Below are 18,513 nucleotides of genomic sequence, written 5' to 3'. Positions count from 1 at the left end.
TCACCGCAGCGCCAGCCGGGACACCCACGAACAGTGCTTTTCCGGCTGGCCGGAACAGCTGCAGGCCCCTGGATGGAGCAACTATTGCGACTTCAGTCCTCTGTCATCCAAGGGCGCGTCGTCCCGGTGACAGCGGATAACGGATTTGGGAGTCGTCGATGATCATCGGCAGTTCCATGGGCATTCCGATGCCGCAGCGCCCGTGCGTCAGAAGCCCGGTTCAATACGGTACGGAACCGATAGCACAAGGACTCCGGCCGGAATCGGAAAGGCCCCTTTCGAAACGGACAGGCAGCAAACGGCCGCGCGCGGGCGGGATGCGCGACGTGGGAGTTCCGCTACTTGTGCCGGTCGCGGGGCGACTGGCGGGACGCCCGAAATTCGGGGTGCGGTGGTACGCATATTGCCCAGACCCGAAGCGCCGCCGATACAACATCGTGTGCCGCAACGCCACGGTGGCTTGCATTCCTGCCGGAATGCCAGGTCGCCGACGGGGTCGGTGGTCATCGGGACTGTCCGTATCGCGTTCCTGGCACGTCACCCGGCCTCGTCGGCTGCACCCGTTCGGGATCGCAACGCACATGGGCTGTCGGAATATCGCGTAAATCGTCGCGACAGACTACTTTTTCCGCTATCGGAAAAATTCACACGTATCAATTCTAGGGCAGCCGGCCACTGACCGGCTGGATCTCCCCGTTCCCACCGAAGGATCTCCCGATGAATCCCCTTGCCGTGGTTTCATGGCTGGCACCTGGCCTTGCTGCCTTCCTGCCCGCAGCGCTCGCCGCTGACACAGCCCGCCTGCCCGACCCCGCGCCCATTGTTCGTTCACCCGAGGTCTGGGTGCGCTTCAACCCCAGCACCATTCTCGCCGGAGAAGCAACGACCGTGACCTGGCAGGGCCGTGGCGCCGAATACTGCCGGTTCTGGGGCGTGCCCGGCCTCGGGCAGGAAGCACCCGGCGGATCGCGCGTGCTGCGGCCGACGGCCAGTCTCACCGCCGAGATGGAATGTGCGATCGACATGCCGGATGCCGGCAACTCGGCCACTGCCACGCTGACCGTGATTCCGGCGTCCACGCCACCGCAGGTGTCGGCGCGGTTCAGTCCTGCTTCAATACCGAAGGGGCAAAGCACGACGCTGACGTGGTCGACGCAGTACGCCACGCAGTGCACCAGCACCGGACTGGCCTCGATCAGCGGCCCGTCGGGGAACGTCACCTTGGCACCGACAGCCAGCGGATCGGTCACCATCACGTGTACGCGCGCCGGAGCGCCATCGACGACCGTGACCGCGAACGTGACGGTGACACCCCCCTTGCCGCCGCAGCCGATGGTCCATGCCTCGGCCAATCCGACATATATGACGGCACCGGGCACCAGCTGGATCCATTGGTGGTCCACGAATGCGACCAGCTGCAGCCTCGGACCGACTTCGGGAACCTACTCGCGGTACTTTGCCATTTCCGCATCAGAACGGATCACATGCTTCGGGCCAGGCGGAACCGGTTTCGCCGTCGTTTTCGTGACGGTAGACCTGCGCGGCAAGATGGCGCCCGTATCGTCACGGACGGCGAAGGACGCAGCCCGCCTGGGCCTGGATCTCGCCGCCACGGGCATGGAGGTCGCCGAACTCGACATCAACGGTGACAGCCAGCCGGATCTGCTTGCGGTAGACACAGTAAGGCGCCAGGCGTACGTGTCATTGCGCGACGGCGGTCGGCTCTCGTCCATCAACCGGACGATTGACGACGTCGCGTCGCTGAGCCAGTTCAGAAGCGTTTCCTCGGCATCGGACGACAGCCGTTCGCTGGAAATCGATATCGCGCGCTGATCCCACGGCGCACGACCAGTGCCGGGCGGTGTACACACATCGACCGCCCGGCACCGCTCTGCGGTCAACTGAGCAAATCCGCCACGCGATGCCAGTGGCGCGACGGCCCCAGCGCGCGTGCCCGCGCCAGCCTTTCCAGCAGGGTGCGACGCTGCTCCTCGGGCAGTGGCGAAAAGCGGCGGCAGGCCGCCTCCACCCAACGCCCCAGATGCTGTTCGATGGCTGCGCGCTGCACGCCGTCAGCGTCGGGAAACAGACCGAGCAATAGCGCCAGCATGTCCCATTTGCCGAGGAGACGGCAGCCTCGCAGCACCATGACGTAAGCCTCGGGCGTCGGCGCCGCCGCGATGGCGGCGCTGACTTCCGCGGCGGTGACGGGATATCCACCAGCCTCGTAGATCGCCAGGGCCTGGCGACGCACGCTGATGCGAGGGTCATTCAGCGCCTCCCGCAAACAAGCAGGCGTCTGTGCGGCCGAAATACGATGCAGCGCGCGAAGAACAGCAGATCGCGCCCACGCCGTTGCAGCCCCGCGGTGGTGCAGCAGACGCGCCAGATCCTCCTTCTCGGCGTTGTCGCACAGCGCCGATAGCGCAGCCGCGAACCGCTGGCCACGTCCTTCATCGACACGGCGGCGCCACAGGGCCAACGCCGATTCGCCGCAGCGCGCCTTGAGGAAGTACGCGGCAACCTGCCGCACGGCACGCGCCGGATCGAACGCGTGACGGCGCAGGCTGTCGTGCAGGTCGGCATCGTCGGCATCCACCCGCACTCGGAGTGCTTCGGCACGAACGTCGCTGTCGCTGCAGTACATCGCACGCCGCGCCACCTGGAGCAGCAGCATCGGATCCTGGCTGTCGCGCGCCTGGCACAACGCCCAGCGGGCATCGGCCGCGTCATCTCCGCTAACGTAGGTCGCCAGCAACTGCGGCGCTCGTAGCGGATCACAGCGCATCACCAGCGCGGCGGCGAACCGCCGCGCCGCGGGGGCTCCGTTCATCGCCACCTGCCAGCGCTCCGGCGCGTGGCGTGGCTCCCTGAACGCAGCCTCCAGCTCCGGCCAGATGTCCGCGCGGAATCGCGCCCGTTCGCGCAAGGCCAGTGCCAGCCCCAGGCAGGCAAACAGCGCCGGCCCGCTCAATGCCGGCACGCGGTTCCGAACCATCAGGATGGCCTGCTGCTGCACGCACCAGACCCAGTCGTCGCAGCGGATCAGCGCGGCGAAGAGCGCTATGCGCTGCTCGCTGCGCGCAAGCAGGCGCAGCGCCACTTCGCGCGCGCGCCCATCAGCGTGACTCGCACCGAGAAACAGGCAGATTGCCGCCTGCTCGTCGCGTGTCAACGGCAGGGGCGACTCGTCGGGCTGGAGGTGTCGAACGCCTTGCTCACACTGCCGCGAGCGCAGCACGTCGGCCAGCGCGAGCAGTTGCGCGGCATCCAGTTGGGGAATGCGCTGCAGTTGCCCGGCGTCCGGCAGGTGATTTTGCCGGAACACCACGGCCAATGCCGCACGCAGACGACCGCGCCACCGAAAACCGGCGAGCGCTTCGGCTTGTGGAAGGAACATGGAAAGAGACGATGCGTCTGTTGACGACGCTGATGACATGACACGACCTTGCGTTTCGATGATGTCGTTGCGCAGCCTGCGCCCGCGCAACGACGGATCCCCGTCTGATCGCACAAAGCGTCGTAGCGGGGTGTTCCACCCTTCTACGGCGGTGCGGCTGACAGCATCGGACCGTCAATCGGTTCGTGTCAGTCTTTCAGTATCGGCGACGCGGGCGACGCAATGCAAGGCCTCCGCGTGCCGAACTCGGCCACGGCACTTCCCCCGTCACGCTCGCCTGCCTGGCGTCCGGCGTATACACTGATACCGCTCGATCGATCTGTCATTGAACCTTTCCGACCACGGCAGGGACCATGGACACGCTATCGCCAGAGTTGCGACGCCGGTGGGAACTTCGCGTCTTCCTGTTCCTGACCGTCGTCCTGTTCCCCGCCCTGGCCGTCGCCATCGTCGGCGGCTACGGTTTCGCAGTCTGGATCTTCCAGATCTTCACCGGCCCCCCGGGCCCGATTGCGCAGTGAAGCCATGACGGGATCACGTGCCGCCCGTCGCGCATTCCTGCTGGGGCGACCCGGCGCCGCACAGTGGATTCGCCCTCCCTGGGCGCTGCCGGAGAACCACTTTACTGATCGATGCACGCGCTGCGGAGCGTGCTCTGCCGCCTGCCCCGAGTCCATTCTCGTGGTGGGCGATGGCGGTTACCCGCAGATCGATTTCCAACGTGGCGAATGCACCTTCTGCGGAACCTGCGCCACGGTGTGCCAGTCCGCGGCCTTTGGCGAGCGCAGCACGCGGCCGTGGCAGTTGCGCGTGGAAGTGTCTGATCACTGCCTGGCGCGCCGCGATATTCACTGCGCGGCCTGTCGCGACGCCTGCCCCAGCGACGCCATCCGTTTCCGCCCGCGTTCGCCGGTGAGCGTGCCGGAAGTTGACCTCGCCTCCTGTACCGGATGCGGCGGCTGTGTTGCGCCCTGCCCCGCACAGGCGATTTCGCTTTCCGTGGAGCAAGTTGCATGAGCGCCGATGTCCACATCGCAAGCCTGGTCGCGCAGTTCCTGCCGGAAGCCCGCGCGGCATTGCTGGCGGCACTGGCAACAGAAGCCCACACCGAGATCGCGGCACAGTCCGACTGCAAGCTCGTGCTACTCGTCGAAACCGGGCACGAGCGCGATATCGCGGCACTCATGACACGCCTGTCGGACTGCCGCGGCGTCCTCGGCGTCCACCTTGTCTATCACCATGTCGAACCGTCCAGCAGCCTGGAGGAGATCTGCCATGTCCCTGACCCGACGTGACTTCATCCGCCGCAGTGCGACAGCAAGCGCACTGGCTGCCGCGGGCATGGGACCAGGTGCACATGCGCAGCTGGTGACGCAGGCCGACCTGACCCGACTGGAATGGTCGAAGGCACCCTGCCGGTTCTGCGGGACAGGGTGCGGCGTGAATGTCGCCGTAAAGGACGGCCGTGTCGTTGCGACGCACGGCGACTCGCTGGCGGAGGTGAACCGGGGACTCAACTGCGTCAAAGGGTACTTTCTGTCGAAGATTCTCTACGGCACCGACCGCCTGACCAAGCCACTGCTGCGCAAGAAGGACGGCGTCTACGACAAGAACGGTGACTTCGCCGAGGTTTCCTGGCAGGAGGCATTCGACGTCATGGCCCAGCAGTTCAAGAAGGCCCTCAAGGAAAAAGGACCGACGGCCGTCGGCATGTTCGGCTCGGGGCAGTGGACGATCTGGGAGGGCTACGCCGCGAACAAGCTGTTCAAGGCCGGATTCCGCTCCAACAATATCGATCCGAATGCGCGCCATTGCATGGCGTCGGCGGCCTACGGCTTCATGCGCACCTTCGGCATGGACGAGCCGATGGGGTGCTACGACGATATCGAAGCCGCTGATGCTTTCGTGCTGTGGGGATCGAACATGGCCGAGATGCACCCGATCCTGTGGACGCGCGTGACGGATCGGCGACTGTCCAATCCCGACGTCAAGGTGGCGGTACTGTCGGTGTTCGAGCACCGGTCCTTCGATCTGGCCGACCTGCCGGTGGTCTTCACGCCACAGACAGACCTTGCCATCATGAATGCGATCGCGCGCCACATCATCGAGAGCGGCAAGGCCAACAAGGCCTTCATCGACAAGCATGTCCGCTTCACGCTCGGCAACGACGATATCGGTTATGGACTTCGCGCGGACCATGCCTTGGAAATCAAGGCAAAGAACGCGCGGGAGTCCGGTGGCGGCAAGCCGATGACTTTCGATGCGTTTCGCGAATTCCTCAAGCCCTACACCTTCGAATACGCGGCGAAACTGTCGAACGTCAGTGTCGACAAACTGCGTGCACTGGCCGAGCTGTATGCGGATCCGAAGATCAAGGTGATGAGCTTCTGGACCATGGGCTTCAACCAGCACACGCGCGGTGTCTGGGCGAACCACATGGTGTACAACCTGCACCTGCTCACGGGAAAAATTGCCACGCCCGGCAACAGCCCGTTCTCCCTCACCGGGCAGCCATCCGCCTGTGGTACCGCGCGCGAAGTGGGAACGTTCTCGCATCGCCTGCCCGCGGACATGGCCGTCACCAACCCCGCACACCGCCAGACCGCCGAGCGCATCTGGAAGCTGCCGGAGGGCACCATCGTCGACAAACCCGGCTATCACGCGGTGGAAATGAACCGCATGCTCAAGGACGGCAAGCTCAACGCCTACTGGATCCAGGTCAACAACAATATGCAGGCCGCGCCCAACCTGCTCCAGGAAACGCTGCCGGGGTATCGCAATCCGCAGAACTTCATCGTCGTTTCGGACGCCTACCCGACGGTCACGGCGCAAAGTGCCGATCTCATTCTTCCGGCCGCCATGTGGGTCGAGAAGGAAGGCGCCTACGGCAACGCCGAGCGTCGCACGCAATTCTGGCACCAGTTGGTCGAAGCTCCTGGTGAAGCCCGTTCCGACCTGTGGCAACTGATGGAGTTTTCGCGCCGGTTCACCGTCGAGGAGGTCTGGCCAGAGGAGCTGCTTGCCAGGAAGCCGGAGCTGCGCGGCAAGACGCTCTTCGACGTTCTGTTCCGCAATGGTCAGGTCGATCGATTCCCGCTGTCGGAAATCAGCCCGAAATACGCCAACGCCGAGGCCAAGGCCTTCGGTTTCTACGTACAGAAAGGTCTTTTCGAGGAGTACGCCAGCTTCGGTCGCGGCCACGGCCACGACCTGGCCCCTTTTGATACCTACCATGAGGTCCGCGGGCTGCGCTGGCCCGTGGTCAACGGCAAGGAAACACTGTGGCGCTACCGCGAAGGCGCTGACCCCTACGTCAAACCCGGCAAGGGTTTCGATTTTTACGGCAACCCGGACGGAAAAGCGGTGGTATGGGCTTTTCCCTACGAACCGGCGGCCGAGTCTCCGGATGCCGAGTACGATCTGTGGCTGTGCACCGGCCGCGTGCTGGAACACTGGCATTCCGGCTCCATGACCATGCGCGTGCCCGAGTTGTACCGGGCCGTACCCAATGCACTGGTATACATGCACCCCGACGATGCCACCGCCCGCGACCTGCGGCGCGGTAGCGAAGTCCGCGTGATTTCGCGACGCGGCGAAATGCGCTCACGGGTCGAGACACGCGGCCGCAATCGGCCGCCACGCGGACTGGTATTCGTCCCGTGGTTTGATGCCAGCCAGCTCATCAACAAATGCACGCTGGACGCGACAGATCCCATCTCCAAGCAGACAGATTTCAAGAAGTGCGCGGTAAAGATCGTCAAGGTCTAGGGAGATAGTCATGCGCTCACTGATCCTGGGTTTGGCGTTTGCGCTGGCCGCCGGACAGGCTGGCGCCGTTGATCCCGATGCGCTGGACGCGCTTCGCGGCGGCACGCCCGTTGGCGAAGAGTCCGAACCGGCGCCGATCCACGGTGTCGAGAACAAGGACGTGCGGCGGCGACGGTCCTACCCCATGCAGCCGCCGACCATTCCGCACGCGATCGACAACTACCAGCTCGACCGCAATGCAAACCGTTGCATGATGTGCCACAGCGTCAGTACAGCCGCGCAGTTCCAGGCGCCTCCTGTCAGTGTCACCCACTATATGGACCGGCACGACAACTTTCTCGCCGCCATATCGCCGAGGCGCTATTTCTGCACGCAGTGTCACGTGGTGCAGACGGAAGCCAAGCCCCTGGTGATCAATGGCTTCGTCGATATCGAAGCCCTGCTGCAACGCGCGCCCGCGCCGGGCCACTGAGGAGTGACGCATGCGCCGACTGCTTCGTCGAGGCTGGCAGGTCCTCCGGTCGCCGAGTACACGCTTCAGCCTCGGCTTCCTGACCTTGGGCGGATTCATCGCCGGAGTGATGTTCTGGGGCGGATTCAACACAGCGCTGGAGGCCACAAACACCGAGAAGTTCTGCGTCAGCTGCCACGAGATGCATGACAACGTCTACCAGGAATTGAAATCGACCATTCACTGGTCCAACCGCTCCGGCGTGCGTGCGACCTGTCCGGACTGCCATGTTCCCCACGAATGGACCCGCAAGATCGCGCGGAAGATGCAGGCCTCGAAGGAAGTCTGGGGCAAGATTTTCGGCACCATCAGTACACAGGAAAAGTTCCTGGCGATGCGTCGTACCCTGGCCGAGCACGAATGGGCCCGGCTGAAGGCTAACGATTCGCTCGAATGCCGCAATTGTCACAACTACACATCCATGGACTTCACCCGACAAAGCCCCCGTGCAGCCAAGATCCACGAGCAGGCCCTGGGCGGCGGCGGCCAGACATGCATCGACTGTCACAAGGGCATCGCTCATCGCCTGCCGGATATGACCGGGGCGCAGTACGGGCCTGCCGTCACTGTCGAGTAACCGGCCGCAACGCCACCGGATGAACCGCGGGCCGGCAGGCCGCCCGGGTACACCGCTCGGCGCTGTCTGCCAACGCCGCAGCGATTCCAGGCCACCCGCAGGCGGAAGCGCGCCCGGCGTGACGTACGCTGTAGAGTCCACGGCCACTCACTGGATCACCCGAGGTCATGACACACGTCCTGCGCCATCTCACACTCACTCTCGCCATCCTGATCCTGCCAACCCGTCTTGGGGCGGAGACGGAATCCACACTGGACGCCACGGCTGTCCAGCAGGCCTTTCTGAAGTTCCTGGACGAACACCCCCGCAGTTTCGAGGGCTATACCGCCGGCCTGCGAAAGTCCGCGGAAAAATTGGTGCTCTCCGAGGACGGTGAGCAGGCCCACATCGGTTCGATCGGCGTGGACCTCACAACCGGGGCCTACCAATTCGAACGCTGGACAGAGGGCGGAGCGATGCCCGCGGCGCACCTGATCTGGAGCGGGACGGTGACAAAGCGCGCTGACGGCACGCTGTCGATCACGACGCCTTCGGTCATGGAGGAATGGATACGCCAGTGACGCTCGTGCAGCATGCGTCGACTCGGACTCCGTCGCGCGCGACTGGCTGGGATCGCCGGGTTCTCCCTTCCCTGTCGCTGTGCCACCTACCGCTCAGCGTACTGCCGGAGAAAGTCCGCGAGCCGGGCGACATCCGCAAAGTCCGTGGCCAGGCCCACCGATGCGCGGAGTGCGCCGATATGAGTTCCGGTGCACGCGGCGAATTGCCGTGACGTGAAATGGGCGTCCAATGTATCCAGGCACGCCCCCCAATGCGCGAGGTCGACGGCGAACGCCTTTTCAGCCGCGCCCGGATTGCAGAAGCAGCCGCCACGTACGGAAATTCCCGCCTCGCGTGCCGACGATTCCACCTGCTCGTACGGAACAACATGACCCGTCGCGTCGAGCACATTGAATGTCACGGCGCCACCGCGGCGGGCGGGGTCCTCAGGGCCGTACACGCGTATCACGCGGCGGCCGTTTGCATGGGACAGGCTCGTCAGCCGCCATGACAGATCAGCGGCGAGATCTTTCACCCGCACGGTCAAGCGGTCCATCGACACCTCCCCCAGCAGGGAAAATCCCGCTGGCAGCGCGGCGATGCCGAGGAAGTCCGGGGTGCCGTCCTCAAAGCCCTCCGCGCCATCGTGAAGCCGGTAGCGGTTTGCGTGCACGGAGGCATACCGAACGGTACCACCGGCGAACCAGGGACGGCTCAGCTTCCGCATCGCCTCGCGTCGCAGGACGAGCGCACCGATCCCGGTGGGATAACCGAACAGCTTGTAGAACGACAGCACAGCGAAATCCGCCGGGCACTCCGCAAGGCTGATCCGATGACTGGGCGCGTAGGCGGCGATATCCAGCAACACGTCAAAGCCGCGTTCGCGCGCCTGCTGTACCAGAGAGAGCGGATGCAGTACACCGGAAAAGTTGGATTGCGCCGGATAGGCCAGCAGCCCCCCACCGCGTGTGGCGACCTCGCCAAGCACCGCCGCGGGATCGTCCAGTTCCAGCGATTCTGTCAGTGGCAGCACGCCTAGCGAGGAGCCCGCGCGAGCGGCGTATTCCCGGATCCCGTTGACGGAGTTGTGGTTGTCGGCGGAGAGCACCAGCTGGCGCTCCGGTCCGAACGGATAGCTTTCAGCGACGAGCTTGATGGCGGCGCTGCAATTGGCCGTGAAGCACACCACGTGCGTACGATCATCCACACCCAGGAAATTCAGCACGGCCTGCCGCGCTTCCTCAATCACTCGCGTGCTGGCGCGCGCCACGGACGAATCGGAATGCGGGTTGCCGAACAGTCCCGTCGACAGCAGCCGCTGGTGCTCGCGCAATTGCGACACGCCGTAAAGCGCGCTGCCGGTGTAGTCGAGATAGCAATGCCCCTGGGCGTCCAGTCGCGCGAACTCCCGGCGCCGCAGCGCCGCAAAGTCAAAGGCCCCCTCGTTCCGGCTCCGCTCGGGCTTCTGCTGGCCAATCGTGTTCAGCATCCGCGTCGGCTCCGCGGGCGAGTCAGCACCGTTCCCGGATCCCACTCCTGCGGCACACCGCCGAAGTACCGGCTGCGCTGCGCGCGCTCATCGAACCGGCGTCGCTGCGCTTCGCTGGCGTCGCTGCGGATGACCGGATACAGCACCTCGTCGCGCCAGGCCGCCGCGCCGCCCTGCACCTGGACGAAGCGCATTGTGCCGGCCTGCCGGCGCAGCCCGTCGACGAATGCCGCATCCACATCGGGATCGCCCAACACGATCACCAAGGTGCCCGACGGCAACGCGGACAGATCCACGTCGGCCAGCGCCTTCGCCCCGGGAATGCGGTCCACCGCCGCCGCACCCGGCGGTCGCACGTCCAGTACCAGCAGGCCCTCGCGTCGCTGGCGGATCAGGTCCGCCAGTTGTGTTGCGCTGACGGCCGAATCGCCAAGTGGGGGCCGCGAGCTTCCGGCGACCGCGGCGAGCGATCCGGCTGCAAGAGCCATGACCGCTAGTACGTGATGCCCGATACGGCTCATCGAGACCACCGTTCGACCCGTTCCGCAACGACAAACACCACCAATGCCAGGACGACGACACCTGCCACCACCACGCCGTAGGGAAGGTCCAACCATTCCGGCAAGGTCCAGGCGCCATGAAACGTGCTCTGGTAAAAGGACGCGCCCTGCGGCAGGAACAGCCCGGTAACCACCATTCCCACGAACAGGCCCAGCAACACGACCCAGCCGTCGATGCGTCCCGTAGCCGCAGAAACACACGCCGTACCGGGACACAGCCCCGCGGTCACCAATCCGATGCCGAAAACGAGGCCACCAAGCAGCTGCGGCAGCACGAAGGTCGGGGGCACATACACTGCGCTGAGGTCCAGCCAACCCAGGCGCGCCAGCCAGAACACACCCAGCATGGCGACGAGCAGCGCGCTGAACAGCACTTTCAGCACGCTCATGTCCTTGCCATAGAACTGCGCGACCAGCTTGCGCGCACTGGCAAGACCAGCACGCTCAAGGGCGAACCCGAATCCGATGCCAATGACCAGTGCTGCCGATAGCGTGGCCGACAATGATGCGGTTTCAGGAAGCAGTGGCGCGTTCATTGCCACACCTTGCGTAGCAGTGGCGCGACAGCGTAGGCCGCCGCAAACGCCGTACCGAGAAACAACCAGCCGCCAACGCTGAGCAGCGCGCCGGCGGTCAGCGCCTGGCCACTGGTGCAGCCGCGCGCCAGCGCGGCACCCACGGCCATCAACAGTCCGCCGCCAAAGGCCAGGATGAGGCGTTGTTGCGAACCCACTGATGACGAACGCTCGATGCTGACCGACAAGCGCCCGGCCAGCGCCGCGGAAAGCCAGCCACCCACCAGCACGCCGACCAGCTCGACGCTCTGCCACTCCAGCCAGGGCCCCTGCCCGCTCAGATAGTGCGAGAACAACGGGCTCGCCGTCGCCTTGCCGGGCGCCACCAGGGCGACCGTACCGGCCGCCGTGCTGGCATAAGCGCCGGACGCGCCCAATCCACGTCCGACGACCACGAACGCAGTCAGCAGCACCAGTCCCAGGCCGATGCCTGCCAGGTACGGATCAGCATACGGACGTGACGCGCCTGCCGTGTTCATGGCCGGCCTCGCGCTGCGGCCGTTTCAACCGCGTTGTCAGCGCCCCGCGACCAATCCTGGAACGACTTGTCGTAGAGCTTCACCGGATGCCCGAGCAGGCGTGCCGCAAACAACGTTGCGGTGGCCTGCTGCCCGACATGGCAGTAGCCAACGACCGTGTCGCCCGGCTTGACGCCAGCCTTGTCGAAGATGGCTTTCAGCTCGTCCTGCGAGCGGATCAGCAGCGTGTCGTTCGCCAGTTCGGTAAAGGGAATGCTGTGGGCGCCCTTGATATGGCCGGTCTTGTGTACCTGGCCATGTGCGCCGCCCGTGTCGACGCCGTCGTAGTAGACCGCAGCGCGTCCGTCGACGACGGAAACGCCCGGCGTTCCGACGTGTTCGCGCACATATGCCGCGTCAACGATCAGCGGCTCGGTTTTCAACGGCGCCAGGGTTCCCGGCGCTGCACTGGCAGCAGCCTTGCTGAGCGAATGCCCCTGCCGGACCCACGCCTTCATCCCGCCGTCGAGCAAGGAGGTGCGCTCGCCCAGCCCCGCGTACTGCATCGTGAAGACGATACGCGTAGCTGGACTCACCCAGTCCTTCGCGTAGTACACGATGATGCGGGAGTCATCGGAGATGCCCAGTTTCTGCAAGCGCGTCCGCAGCTCGTCGTCAGCCGGCATTTCCAGCATCAGGCCGTTCTTCGTGTGTTCCGAGACAGACAGATCATCCAGGGTGACCAGTCGCGCGCCCGGGATGTGGCCTTTCGCATAGTCGTCGGGGTCGCCGACGTGCAGGATGACGAGCTTTGGGTCATCCAGCTGGCTGGCCAGCCACGTCGAGTCGACGACGAGGCGGCTGCGGATGTCGTCTGTGGCCCGCACGACGCCGGTGGAGAGGCAGAGGGACAGGGCGAGTGCGATCAGGGCTTTGTGCTTCACGGGCTTCTCCGGTAGGTGGACCGGAAGCACAGTGCACCCATTTTCGAGCCGCCGATATCGCATTGCAGCGGACGGGATGCGTCATGCAGCCAACGGGTAGCAGGGGCGCGGCGGTGCACGCATCACCGTGCAGGTTCGCTATCGTCGCGTGCCCAGTTGCGCGAAGCGCGCCTCGAATTCACGACGCCGGTGCCGGCTCAGGCGCACGGTCACGCCGTCCGTGAGCTTGAGCTCACAGTCACCGCGAAACAGCGGGTGGATCTCGCGAACGCGGGCCAGGTTCACGATGGCGGACCGGTGCACGCGGAAGAATTGCTGCGGATCGAGCTGGCGCTCCACCTCGTCCATCGTATCGCGCAGCAGATGGCTGGCATCACCGCAATGCAGGCAGATGTAGTAGTCGGCCGCTTCGATCCAGTCGACCTGACTGGCCTCCACGACAATCGTCTTGTCCCGGCCTGGAACCAGAAAGCGCGTGCGGGGTGACTGCTGCGCGCGCAGCAGCTCGGCGATGCGACCATCCAGTTCGCCGCGACGACGCGTGCGCACCTGCTCCTTGGCACGATCGAGCGCGCTGGCGAATCGCGCGTCCGTGAAGGGCTTCAGAAGGTAATCCAGTGCATGGACGTCGAAGGCCCGCAGCGCGTAGCGATCGTAGGCGGTAACGAAGACGATGGCCGGGACGGCATCCGCACCAATCAGTTCCAGCAGCGCGAAACCGTCGACTTCCGGCATCTGGATATCCAGGAAAAGGATATCGGGCCGCAGACGGGCAACCAGCGCGACCGCATCGACGCCGTTCCCCTGGCCGACGACTTCGACTTCGGCATCTCTCTCCAGCAGCGCGGTGACGTTCTCGCGCGCCAGCGGCTCGTCGTCGACGACAAGGACTTTGAGCGGCAGCGTACCTGCACTCATGCGGCGGTTTCCCAGGGCAGGTCGAGCGTCGCCAGCACGGTGCCCTCGCCCGCCGACAAGGTGAAGGTTGCCGCCTCGCCGTACAGGTTGCGCAGCCGTTCGCGCGTATTGCGCAGGCCAATGCCCTCGACCGGATCAACCGCCAGCGTACCGGTGTTGCGCAGGCGAATCTGCAACCGCTCGTCGACGTGCTCGGCCTCCAGTTCGATGGAGCCCCCGGCCGCCACGTTGGCGATGCCGTGACGCACGGCATTCTCGACCAGGGGTTGCAGGATGAGGTTGGGGACCATGCCTTTTCCGGCCGCACCGATTACCGAAACGCGGTATGTCACGCGATCGGAAAACCGCGCCATCTCGATTTCGAGGTAGCGCTTGAGCATCTCGATCTCTTCGGCCAGTGGCACGCGTTGCCGGCCTGCCTGGTCGAGGGAGTAGCGCAGCAGGTCGGCGAGGCCGGCAATCATGGTCACGGCCTGCTCGTTGCGCTGGCTGCGCACCAGCCCCGCAACCGCGTTGAGCGTGTTGAACAAGAAATGGGGCTGCAGTTGCAGTTCCAATGCATGCAGCTTTGCGTCAACCACCGAGCGTTCCAGCTGCGCCGCACGCAGCGCCCGTTCGTGGTAGCGCTCGTAGTATTCGAAGGCGAGCACGCAGCCGAGCGTCAGGCAGTAGAGAATCCACTCCAGCGGAACACGCGTGAACAGGATTTCCAGGAAGTCCACTTCGGAGAATGTCGCCGTGCGCCGGTCGTATGGGCGCATCCAGAGCATCAGGCCCACCTCGTACAACACGTGCACCACGGCAATCGCGATGGCGGCGGCGATATGCGCTGCGACCATGCCGCGTCGGCGCGCACCGGGCGGAAACTGGCGGACCAGCCAGGCGATGACGTACGTCGGCCCCAGCCAGGCCAGCCATACGAAAAGGTAGTAAACCAGCAGCCACGGCACGGAGTGGCCGTGATCGAGCATGCTGATCCAGACCTGGATGCCGGTGACCAGGCCAAAGACCGTCCAGAAGGCAGCAGCGATGGGAAGGAAGTGGCGGGTGTTCACCCACGGAGTTTGCCCGAAGCGCCCGGCGTCCGGCGACGCCGGTGCAGCCAACGGGACCAGGGTGGCTGCCAATGGGACAGCCTTAGCGGCCGCGTGCCGGCGAGCGGCGTGACAGCGGCCTTTCGGCCGGGTTGATCACCCCTGCCCCGGCCGCCCGGAGAATGCGACGGAAGGTGGGGCACTCGAGGTGACTGGGGGCCTTGCACGCGGCAGCGTGGCGCAAGCCGTCGCGCATCGCACGCAGTTGGCGGATCGTGTGGTCGAGCGCGTCGGCCTTGGTACGCAGCGCGTCACGGTCGACGCGCAGCGAGCCATCCACCGCGAACATGCCGGCAATCTCCTCCAGCGAGAAGCCCGCAGCACGACCCAGCGCAATCAGGGCCAACCGTTCCAGCACGTCCGCGCGGTACACCCGACGTAGTCCGTGCCGTCCGATCGAGGTGATCAGCCCTTTTTCTTCGTAGAAGCGAAGGGTCGAGGCGGGTACGCCGGCCTGCCGCGCCACCTGGGCGATATCCAGTTCGCTCACCCGCTTGACCTCAAGTCGACTTGAAGTGGCACAGTGCCCTTCCCACCCGTTGTTGGCAAGCCCCAAGGACACCGCTCATGAATGCCGCCACCGCCATCCCCACCGATCAACGCCAATTGTGGAACGGCCCCGCCGGCCAGGCCTGGGTCGAATCCCAGGACCTCCTGGACCGGATGTTCCTGCCCTTCGAGACCGTTCTGGTTGACGCAATCGGCCCTGCGGCCGGCGGCCCGGTGCTCGATATCGGTTGCGGTACCGGAGCGACCACTCTGGCTATTGCGCGACGGCTGGGCATACCGGTCGTGGGCCTCGATATTTCCGAGCCGATGATCGCCCTGGCCCGCGAGCGAAGCGCGCGCGAAAACCTCCCAGCCCACTTCATCGCCGCGGATGGGCAGACGCATGAATTTGAACCTGCGCGATTCCAGCGGATCGTCTCGCGCTTCGGCATCATGTTCTTCGACGATCCCGTAGCCGCCTTCGCCAACCTTCGGAGGGCGGCTACGCGTGATGCGCAACTGCACGGCATCGCGTGGCGCAGCGTTGCCGACAATCCGTTCATGACCACCGCCGAACGCGCCGCCGCCCCCCTGTTGCCCGCACTGCCGCCCCGCGTGGCCGATGCGCCCGGCCAATTTGCATTCGCTGATCCGCAACGGGTGGAACGACTCCTCCACGCGGCCGGCTGGTCTGCCATTTCGCTCACACCGCTGGATGTGGAATGTTCCATTCCTGCCAGCGACCTGGAGCGCTATGCCGGCCGACTCGGGCCAGTGGGTATCGCGCTGCAGGCAGTGGACGAGCAAACACGGCGGCAGGTCAGTGACACGCTGCGTGCGGCGTTTGAACCGTTCGTACACGGTGACACGGTGCGCTTTGTGGCAGCGTGCTGGATGATCACGGCACGGAATGCGTAGTGGCGCTGCCGGCATCGCCATGACCGACCGCAACCGGTGAAACGAAACCCGCTCAAGGCGGGTTTCGTCGTCTTTGCCACTTACCGCACGATCAGCGGCATCACATTCGACCACAGGCCTGCGCGGTTCTCGTTCTTCAATACCTGCGGGCGCGGCGAGGTAGCGTCGAGCGGCGCTTCGGTGAAGAACGGCCGCACGCTCACATGATGCGTGCCAGGTGGAAGGTCGACCGGCGCGGTGGCGTTCCAGGGGATGTGAACCCGGCCATGGTGGACGTAGATCGGCCTGCCCGCCCGGTCACGGAGCAGGAACTCCCGGTCGCCAATCTTGAATTCGAGGAATCCGCTGTATCGTTGGCGGGTATCGATCGCCTGGCGCAGATCAATGGTCCAGCCCTCGTTGTCGACTGCGAATGTCCTCACATGCAGGTCGGCCTGGTCGGGATTCGTGTTGGGCACAAAGGTCTCGATGGCCTGGGCGTCGTTGTCCGGCGGCAATCCACCGTCCGCGCAGGTGTAGGTGGCCTGTTTCCAGCAGCGCTTTTGCCGGGGCCACCACTGGGAAATCCGGGTGACCAGGCCGTTGTTGCGCCAGACCCAGTCTTCGGTCACGTTGTACTGGCCATACTCCACGTAGCGCATGCGCAGCTCAGCCGAACCCGGCCAGGCCGGCGTCACTGCGGCCTCATGCGGCGCAAAGGCTTCCGTGTGCCACACGCCGGTCCATTGCAGCGGCACCCAGTCCGCGGTCGGGCGGGCGCTGGAATCCTGTTCCACCATCACCTCGCCGGCACGGCCGATATCCGTTTTCAGTGCGAGCGGAACACGGTAGGAGTCCGGCGACGCGTGACTCCCCTCGGCGGACGGCAGCAGGCTGTAAAACGGGGCGTTGAAGGCCACGTTCGTCATCACCTGATGATGGCCTGGACCACGGTTGTAGTTCGTACCCCGATCAAAATCGAATTCGACCACGCACGGTACCGGCCCATTGCCCACACAGGTCACCACCTGCTTGCGGTTGCCCTGGTTGTCAATGAACTCGTCGCCCACCTGCGGAAAGCTGCCCAGCGCGGCCGGCAACTTCGCGCCGTTGTAGGAAACGGCTACTTTGGCGAGCTCCAGGTCGTACTCCGGCGAGCCCACGTACATGGTCCCGCCGGTGGCCGACAGGAAGGTGCGGTGGCCAACGTTCGCCAGCGGCGAGATCGACTTGGGCGAGGCGCAGAAGCGGAACTGGCGGACAGTCGCGTCCTTGGGCGCGACCTTTTCCATGTCCGCCGGCCCCCAGTAACCGTAGGCCGTCATCTTGGTCATGCGCCAGGCGACGCGACCGGCCAGGTCGGGCTGCAGGTCCGGACACAGTTTCCTGCCGGCCGCCTCGTCTTCCGGCGCTTCCACTTCCATGCGGCTCAAGCCGGCTTCGACGATCTCGTAACCCGGCGGCGTCTGGCTTTCCACGCGCTGGAAATTCTTGAAAATGACATAGGAACCCGGCTTCGGTCGACTGATCGACTTGCCCGGCGCCCAGCCGGCGGGACCCGGTTCCCGTACGGGACGTGCGTCGGCGGTCGTCACCTGCAGTGTGTCGTACTGGGTCAGATTGAAGCGGCACTGCTCATCGCTGGCGATCTGCGCGCGAACGTAGCCGGGGGGCATCTGGGGCGCCGTGTACTCGAAGGAAGCATAGAGGCTGGGGTCGCTGTTGCCACCGTAGCTCCCATGCCCCTGGATGATGACGTCCGCGCCACTCTGGTCCTGCCAGCGCACGCAACGCGGCTTCAGCGGCGCGACGCCAGATTCGTCCAGTGGCGTCGTCGAGAACAGCACGTACGCTGTTCGCGAACCCGGCACGCCCCAGTAGCCGGCATCATAGATGCGACCCTTGACCGGGTCGCCCGGCGCGACGGACGTCGTCACGAAACGCAGCGTGCCGCCGACAGCGGGCGCTTCGGCCCGGGCCGTGCCGGCCAGGCCGAGCAGGATGGCGGTAGCCAGCAGGGACAACGATAGAGGGGACCGTCGATCTGGCGTTTGAAGCATCGTTACTTTCTCCTGTGCGAAGCCATCAGTGCGCGTCGGGCTGCGCAACTGGCCGGGCCAAGGGTGATCCGGCGCTGACAGGCTAGGAGCGGCGCCGCCACGTGACGCGGTGCCCGGGCTGACCGGACCTGACCGAAAGCTGACCATGAGGGTCGGCGCGACAAAGCGCCCGCATTCCGGGGTGAGGCGGCCGCCACTGCGGCACGCCTTTCCACACACCAGCGCCGATCGAT

Annotated in this window: 19 protein-coding genes; 9 read left to right on the top strand and 10 right to left on the bottom strand. The window is 65.2% G+C overall.

Annotated elements, in window-relative coordinates; all coding sequences use genetic code 11:
- Window positions 1-717 precede the first annotated feature (717 nt).
- Complete coding sequence (locus tag N4264_RS13430; protein WP_261697547.1) at window positions 718-1,833, top strand: hypothetical protein; 1,116 nt, start codon at window positions 718-720, stop codon at window positions 1,831-1,833.
- A gap of 64 nt (window positions 1,834-1,897) precedes the next feature.
- On the opposite strand, the gene N4264_RS13425 is transcribed toward N4264_RS13430, so the two are convergent.
- Entirely contained in the window at window positions 1,898-3,400 is a 1,503-nt protein-coding gene (locus N4264_RS13425; protein ID WP_261697546.1) for a hypothetical protein, read from the bottom strand.
- A 353-nt stretch (window positions 3,401-3,753) separates the two neighbouring features.
- On the opposite strand from N4264_RS13425, the gene napE reads away from it, so the two are divergent.
- From napE to N4264_RS13390, 7 genes are all read left to right on the top strand, one after another.
- Window positions 3,754-3,921 carry a periplasmic nitrate reductase, NapE protein gene (napE, locus tag N4264_RS13420; RefSeq protein WP_261697545.1) on the top strand — a complete coding sequence of 56 codons (168 nt, stop codon included), beginning with the start codon at window positions 3,754-3,756 and terminating at the stop codon, window positions 3,919-3,921.
- 4 nt (window positions 3,922-3,925) lie between these two features.
- Window positions 3,926-4,417, top strand: coding sequence for a ferredoxin-type protein NapF (gene napF / locus N4264_RS13415; protein WP_261697544.1), 492 nt, complete (start codon window positions 3,926-3,928; stop codon window positions 4,415-4,417).
- Complete coding sequence (locus N4264_RS13410; protein ID WP_261697543.1) at window positions 4,414-4,695, top strand: chaperone NapD; 282 nt, start codon at window positions 4,414-4,416, stop codon at window positions 4,693-4,695. The genes napF and N4264_RS13410 overlap by 4 nt, the downstream gene beginning before the upstream one ends.
- The gene (napA, locus tag N4264_RS13405; RefSeq protein ID WP_261697542.1) at window positions 4,676-7,168 is read left to right on the top strand and encodes a periplasmic nitrate reductase subunit alpha; all 2,493 of its coding nucleotides are present in this window, start codon (window positions 4,676-4,678) and stop codon (window positions 7,166-7,168) included. Before N4264_RS13410 ends, napA begins: the two co-directional genes overlap by 20 nt.
- Window positions 7,169-7,178: 10 nt before the next feature.
- Entirely contained in the window at window positions 7,179-7,640 is a 462-nt protein-coding gene (locus N4264_RS13400; protein ID WP_261697541.1) for a nitrate reductase cytochrome c-type subunit, read from the top strand.
- A 10-nt stretch (window positions 7,641-7,650) separates the two neighbouring features.
- Window positions 7,651-8,256, top strand: a complete 606-nt coding sequence (locus N4264_RS13395) for a cytochrome c3 family protein (RefSeq protein ID WP_261697540.1) — start codon at window positions 7,651-7,653, stop codon at window positions 8,254-8,256.
- A 167-nt stretch (window positions 8,257-8,423) separates the two neighbouring features.
- Window positions 8,424-8,816, top strand: a complete 393-nt coding sequence (locus tag N4264_RS13390; protein ID WP_261697539.1) for a hypothetical protein — start codon at window positions 8,424-8,426, stop codon at window positions 8,814-8,816.
- 86 nt (window positions 8,817-8,902) lie between these two features.
- Here the strand turns inward: N4264_RS13390 and N4264_RS13385 are convergent, their stop codons facing one another.
- The 8 genes from N4264_RS13385 to N4264_RS13350 form a co-directional block, all read right to left on the bottom strand.
- On the bottom strand, window positions 8,903-10,285 hold the full coding sequence (locus tag N4264_RS13385; protein ID WP_261697538.1) for an aminotransferase class V-fold PLP-dependent enzyme: 1,383 nt from the start codon (window positions 10,283-10,285) through the stop codon (window positions 8,903-8,905).
- Entirely contained in the window at window positions 10,279-10,773 is a 495-nt protein-coding gene (locus N4264_RS13380; RefSeq protein ID WP_261697537.1) for a rhodanese-like domain-containing protein, read from the bottom strand. The genes N4264_RS13385 and N4264_RS13380 overlap by 7 nt, the downstream gene beginning before the upstream one ends.
- Before the next feature lie 29 nt (window positions 10,774-10,802).
- Window positions 10,803-11,381 (bottom strand): YeeE/YedE thiosulfate transporter family protein, encoded by a 579-nt coding sequence (locus N4264_RS13375; protein ID WP_261697536.1) that lies wholly within the window; start codon window positions 11,379-11,381, stop codon window positions 10,803-10,805.
- A complete protein-coding gene (locus N4264_RS13370) occupies window positions 11,378-11,899 on the bottom strand; it encodes a YeeE/YedE thiosulfate transporter family protein (RefSeq protein ID WP_261697535.1) in 522 nt (173 codons plus the stop codon). The genes N4264_RS13375 and N4264_RS13370 overlap by 4 nt, the downstream gene beginning before the upstream one ends.
- A complete protein-coding gene (locus N4264_RS13365) occupies window positions 11,896-12,822 on the bottom strand; it encodes a sulfurtransferase (RefSeq protein WP_261697534.1) in 927 nt (308 codons plus the stop codon). The genes N4264_RS13370 and N4264_RS13365 overlap by 4 nt, the downstream gene beginning before the upstream one ends.
- Before the next feature lie 138 nt (window positions 12,823-12,960).
- On the bottom strand, window positions 12,961-13,740 hold the full coding sequence (locus tag N4264_RS13360; RefSeq protein ID WP_261697533.1) for a LytR/AlgR family response regulator transcription factor: 780 nt from the start codon (window positions 13,738-13,740) through the stop codon (window positions 12,961-12,963).
- On the bottom strand, window positions 13,737-14,867 hold the full coding sequence (locus tag N4264_RS13355) for a sensor histidine kinase (protein WP_261697532.1): 1,131 nt from the start codon (window positions 14,865-14,867) through the stop codon (window positions 13,737-13,739). The genes N4264_RS13360 and N4264_RS13355 overlap by 4 nt, the downstream gene beginning before the upstream one ends.
- Before the next feature lie 10 nt (window positions 14,868-14,877).
- Window positions 14,878-15,324, bottom strand: a complete 447-nt coding sequence (locus N4264_RS13350) for a helix-turn-helix domain-containing protein (protein ID WP_343232000.1) — start codon at window positions 15,322-15,324, stop codon at window positions 14,878-14,880.
- 77 nt (window positions 15,325-15,401) lie between these two features.
- Between N4264_RS13350 and N4264_RS13345 the strand changes: the two genes are divergently transcribed.
- Window positions 15,402-16,241: a class I SAM-dependent methyltransferase gene (locus N4264_RS13345; RefSeq protein ID WP_261697531.1), complete on the top strand. Its 840-nt coding sequence runs from the start codon at window positions 15,402-15,404 to the stop codon at window positions 16,239-16,241.
- A gap of 80 nt (window positions 16,242-16,321) precedes the next feature.
- Here N4264_RS13345 and N4264_RS13340 read toward each other — a convergent pair whose 3' ends face one another.
- A complete protein-coding gene (locus N4264_RS13340; RefSeq protein ID WP_261697530.1) occupies window positions 16,322-18,427 on the bottom strand; it encodes a hypothetical protein in 2,106 nt (701 codons plus the stop codon).
- Window positions 18,428-18,513 lie beyond the last annotated feature (86 nt).

It is taken from the genome of Tahibacter amnicola (genome assembly GCF_025398735.1).
GTDB lineage: Bacteria > Pseudomonadota > Gammaproteobacteria > Xanthomonadales > Rhodanobacteraceae > Tahibacter > Tahibacter amnicola.
This window is presented reverse-complemented; position numbering and strand designations above follow the sequence as displayed.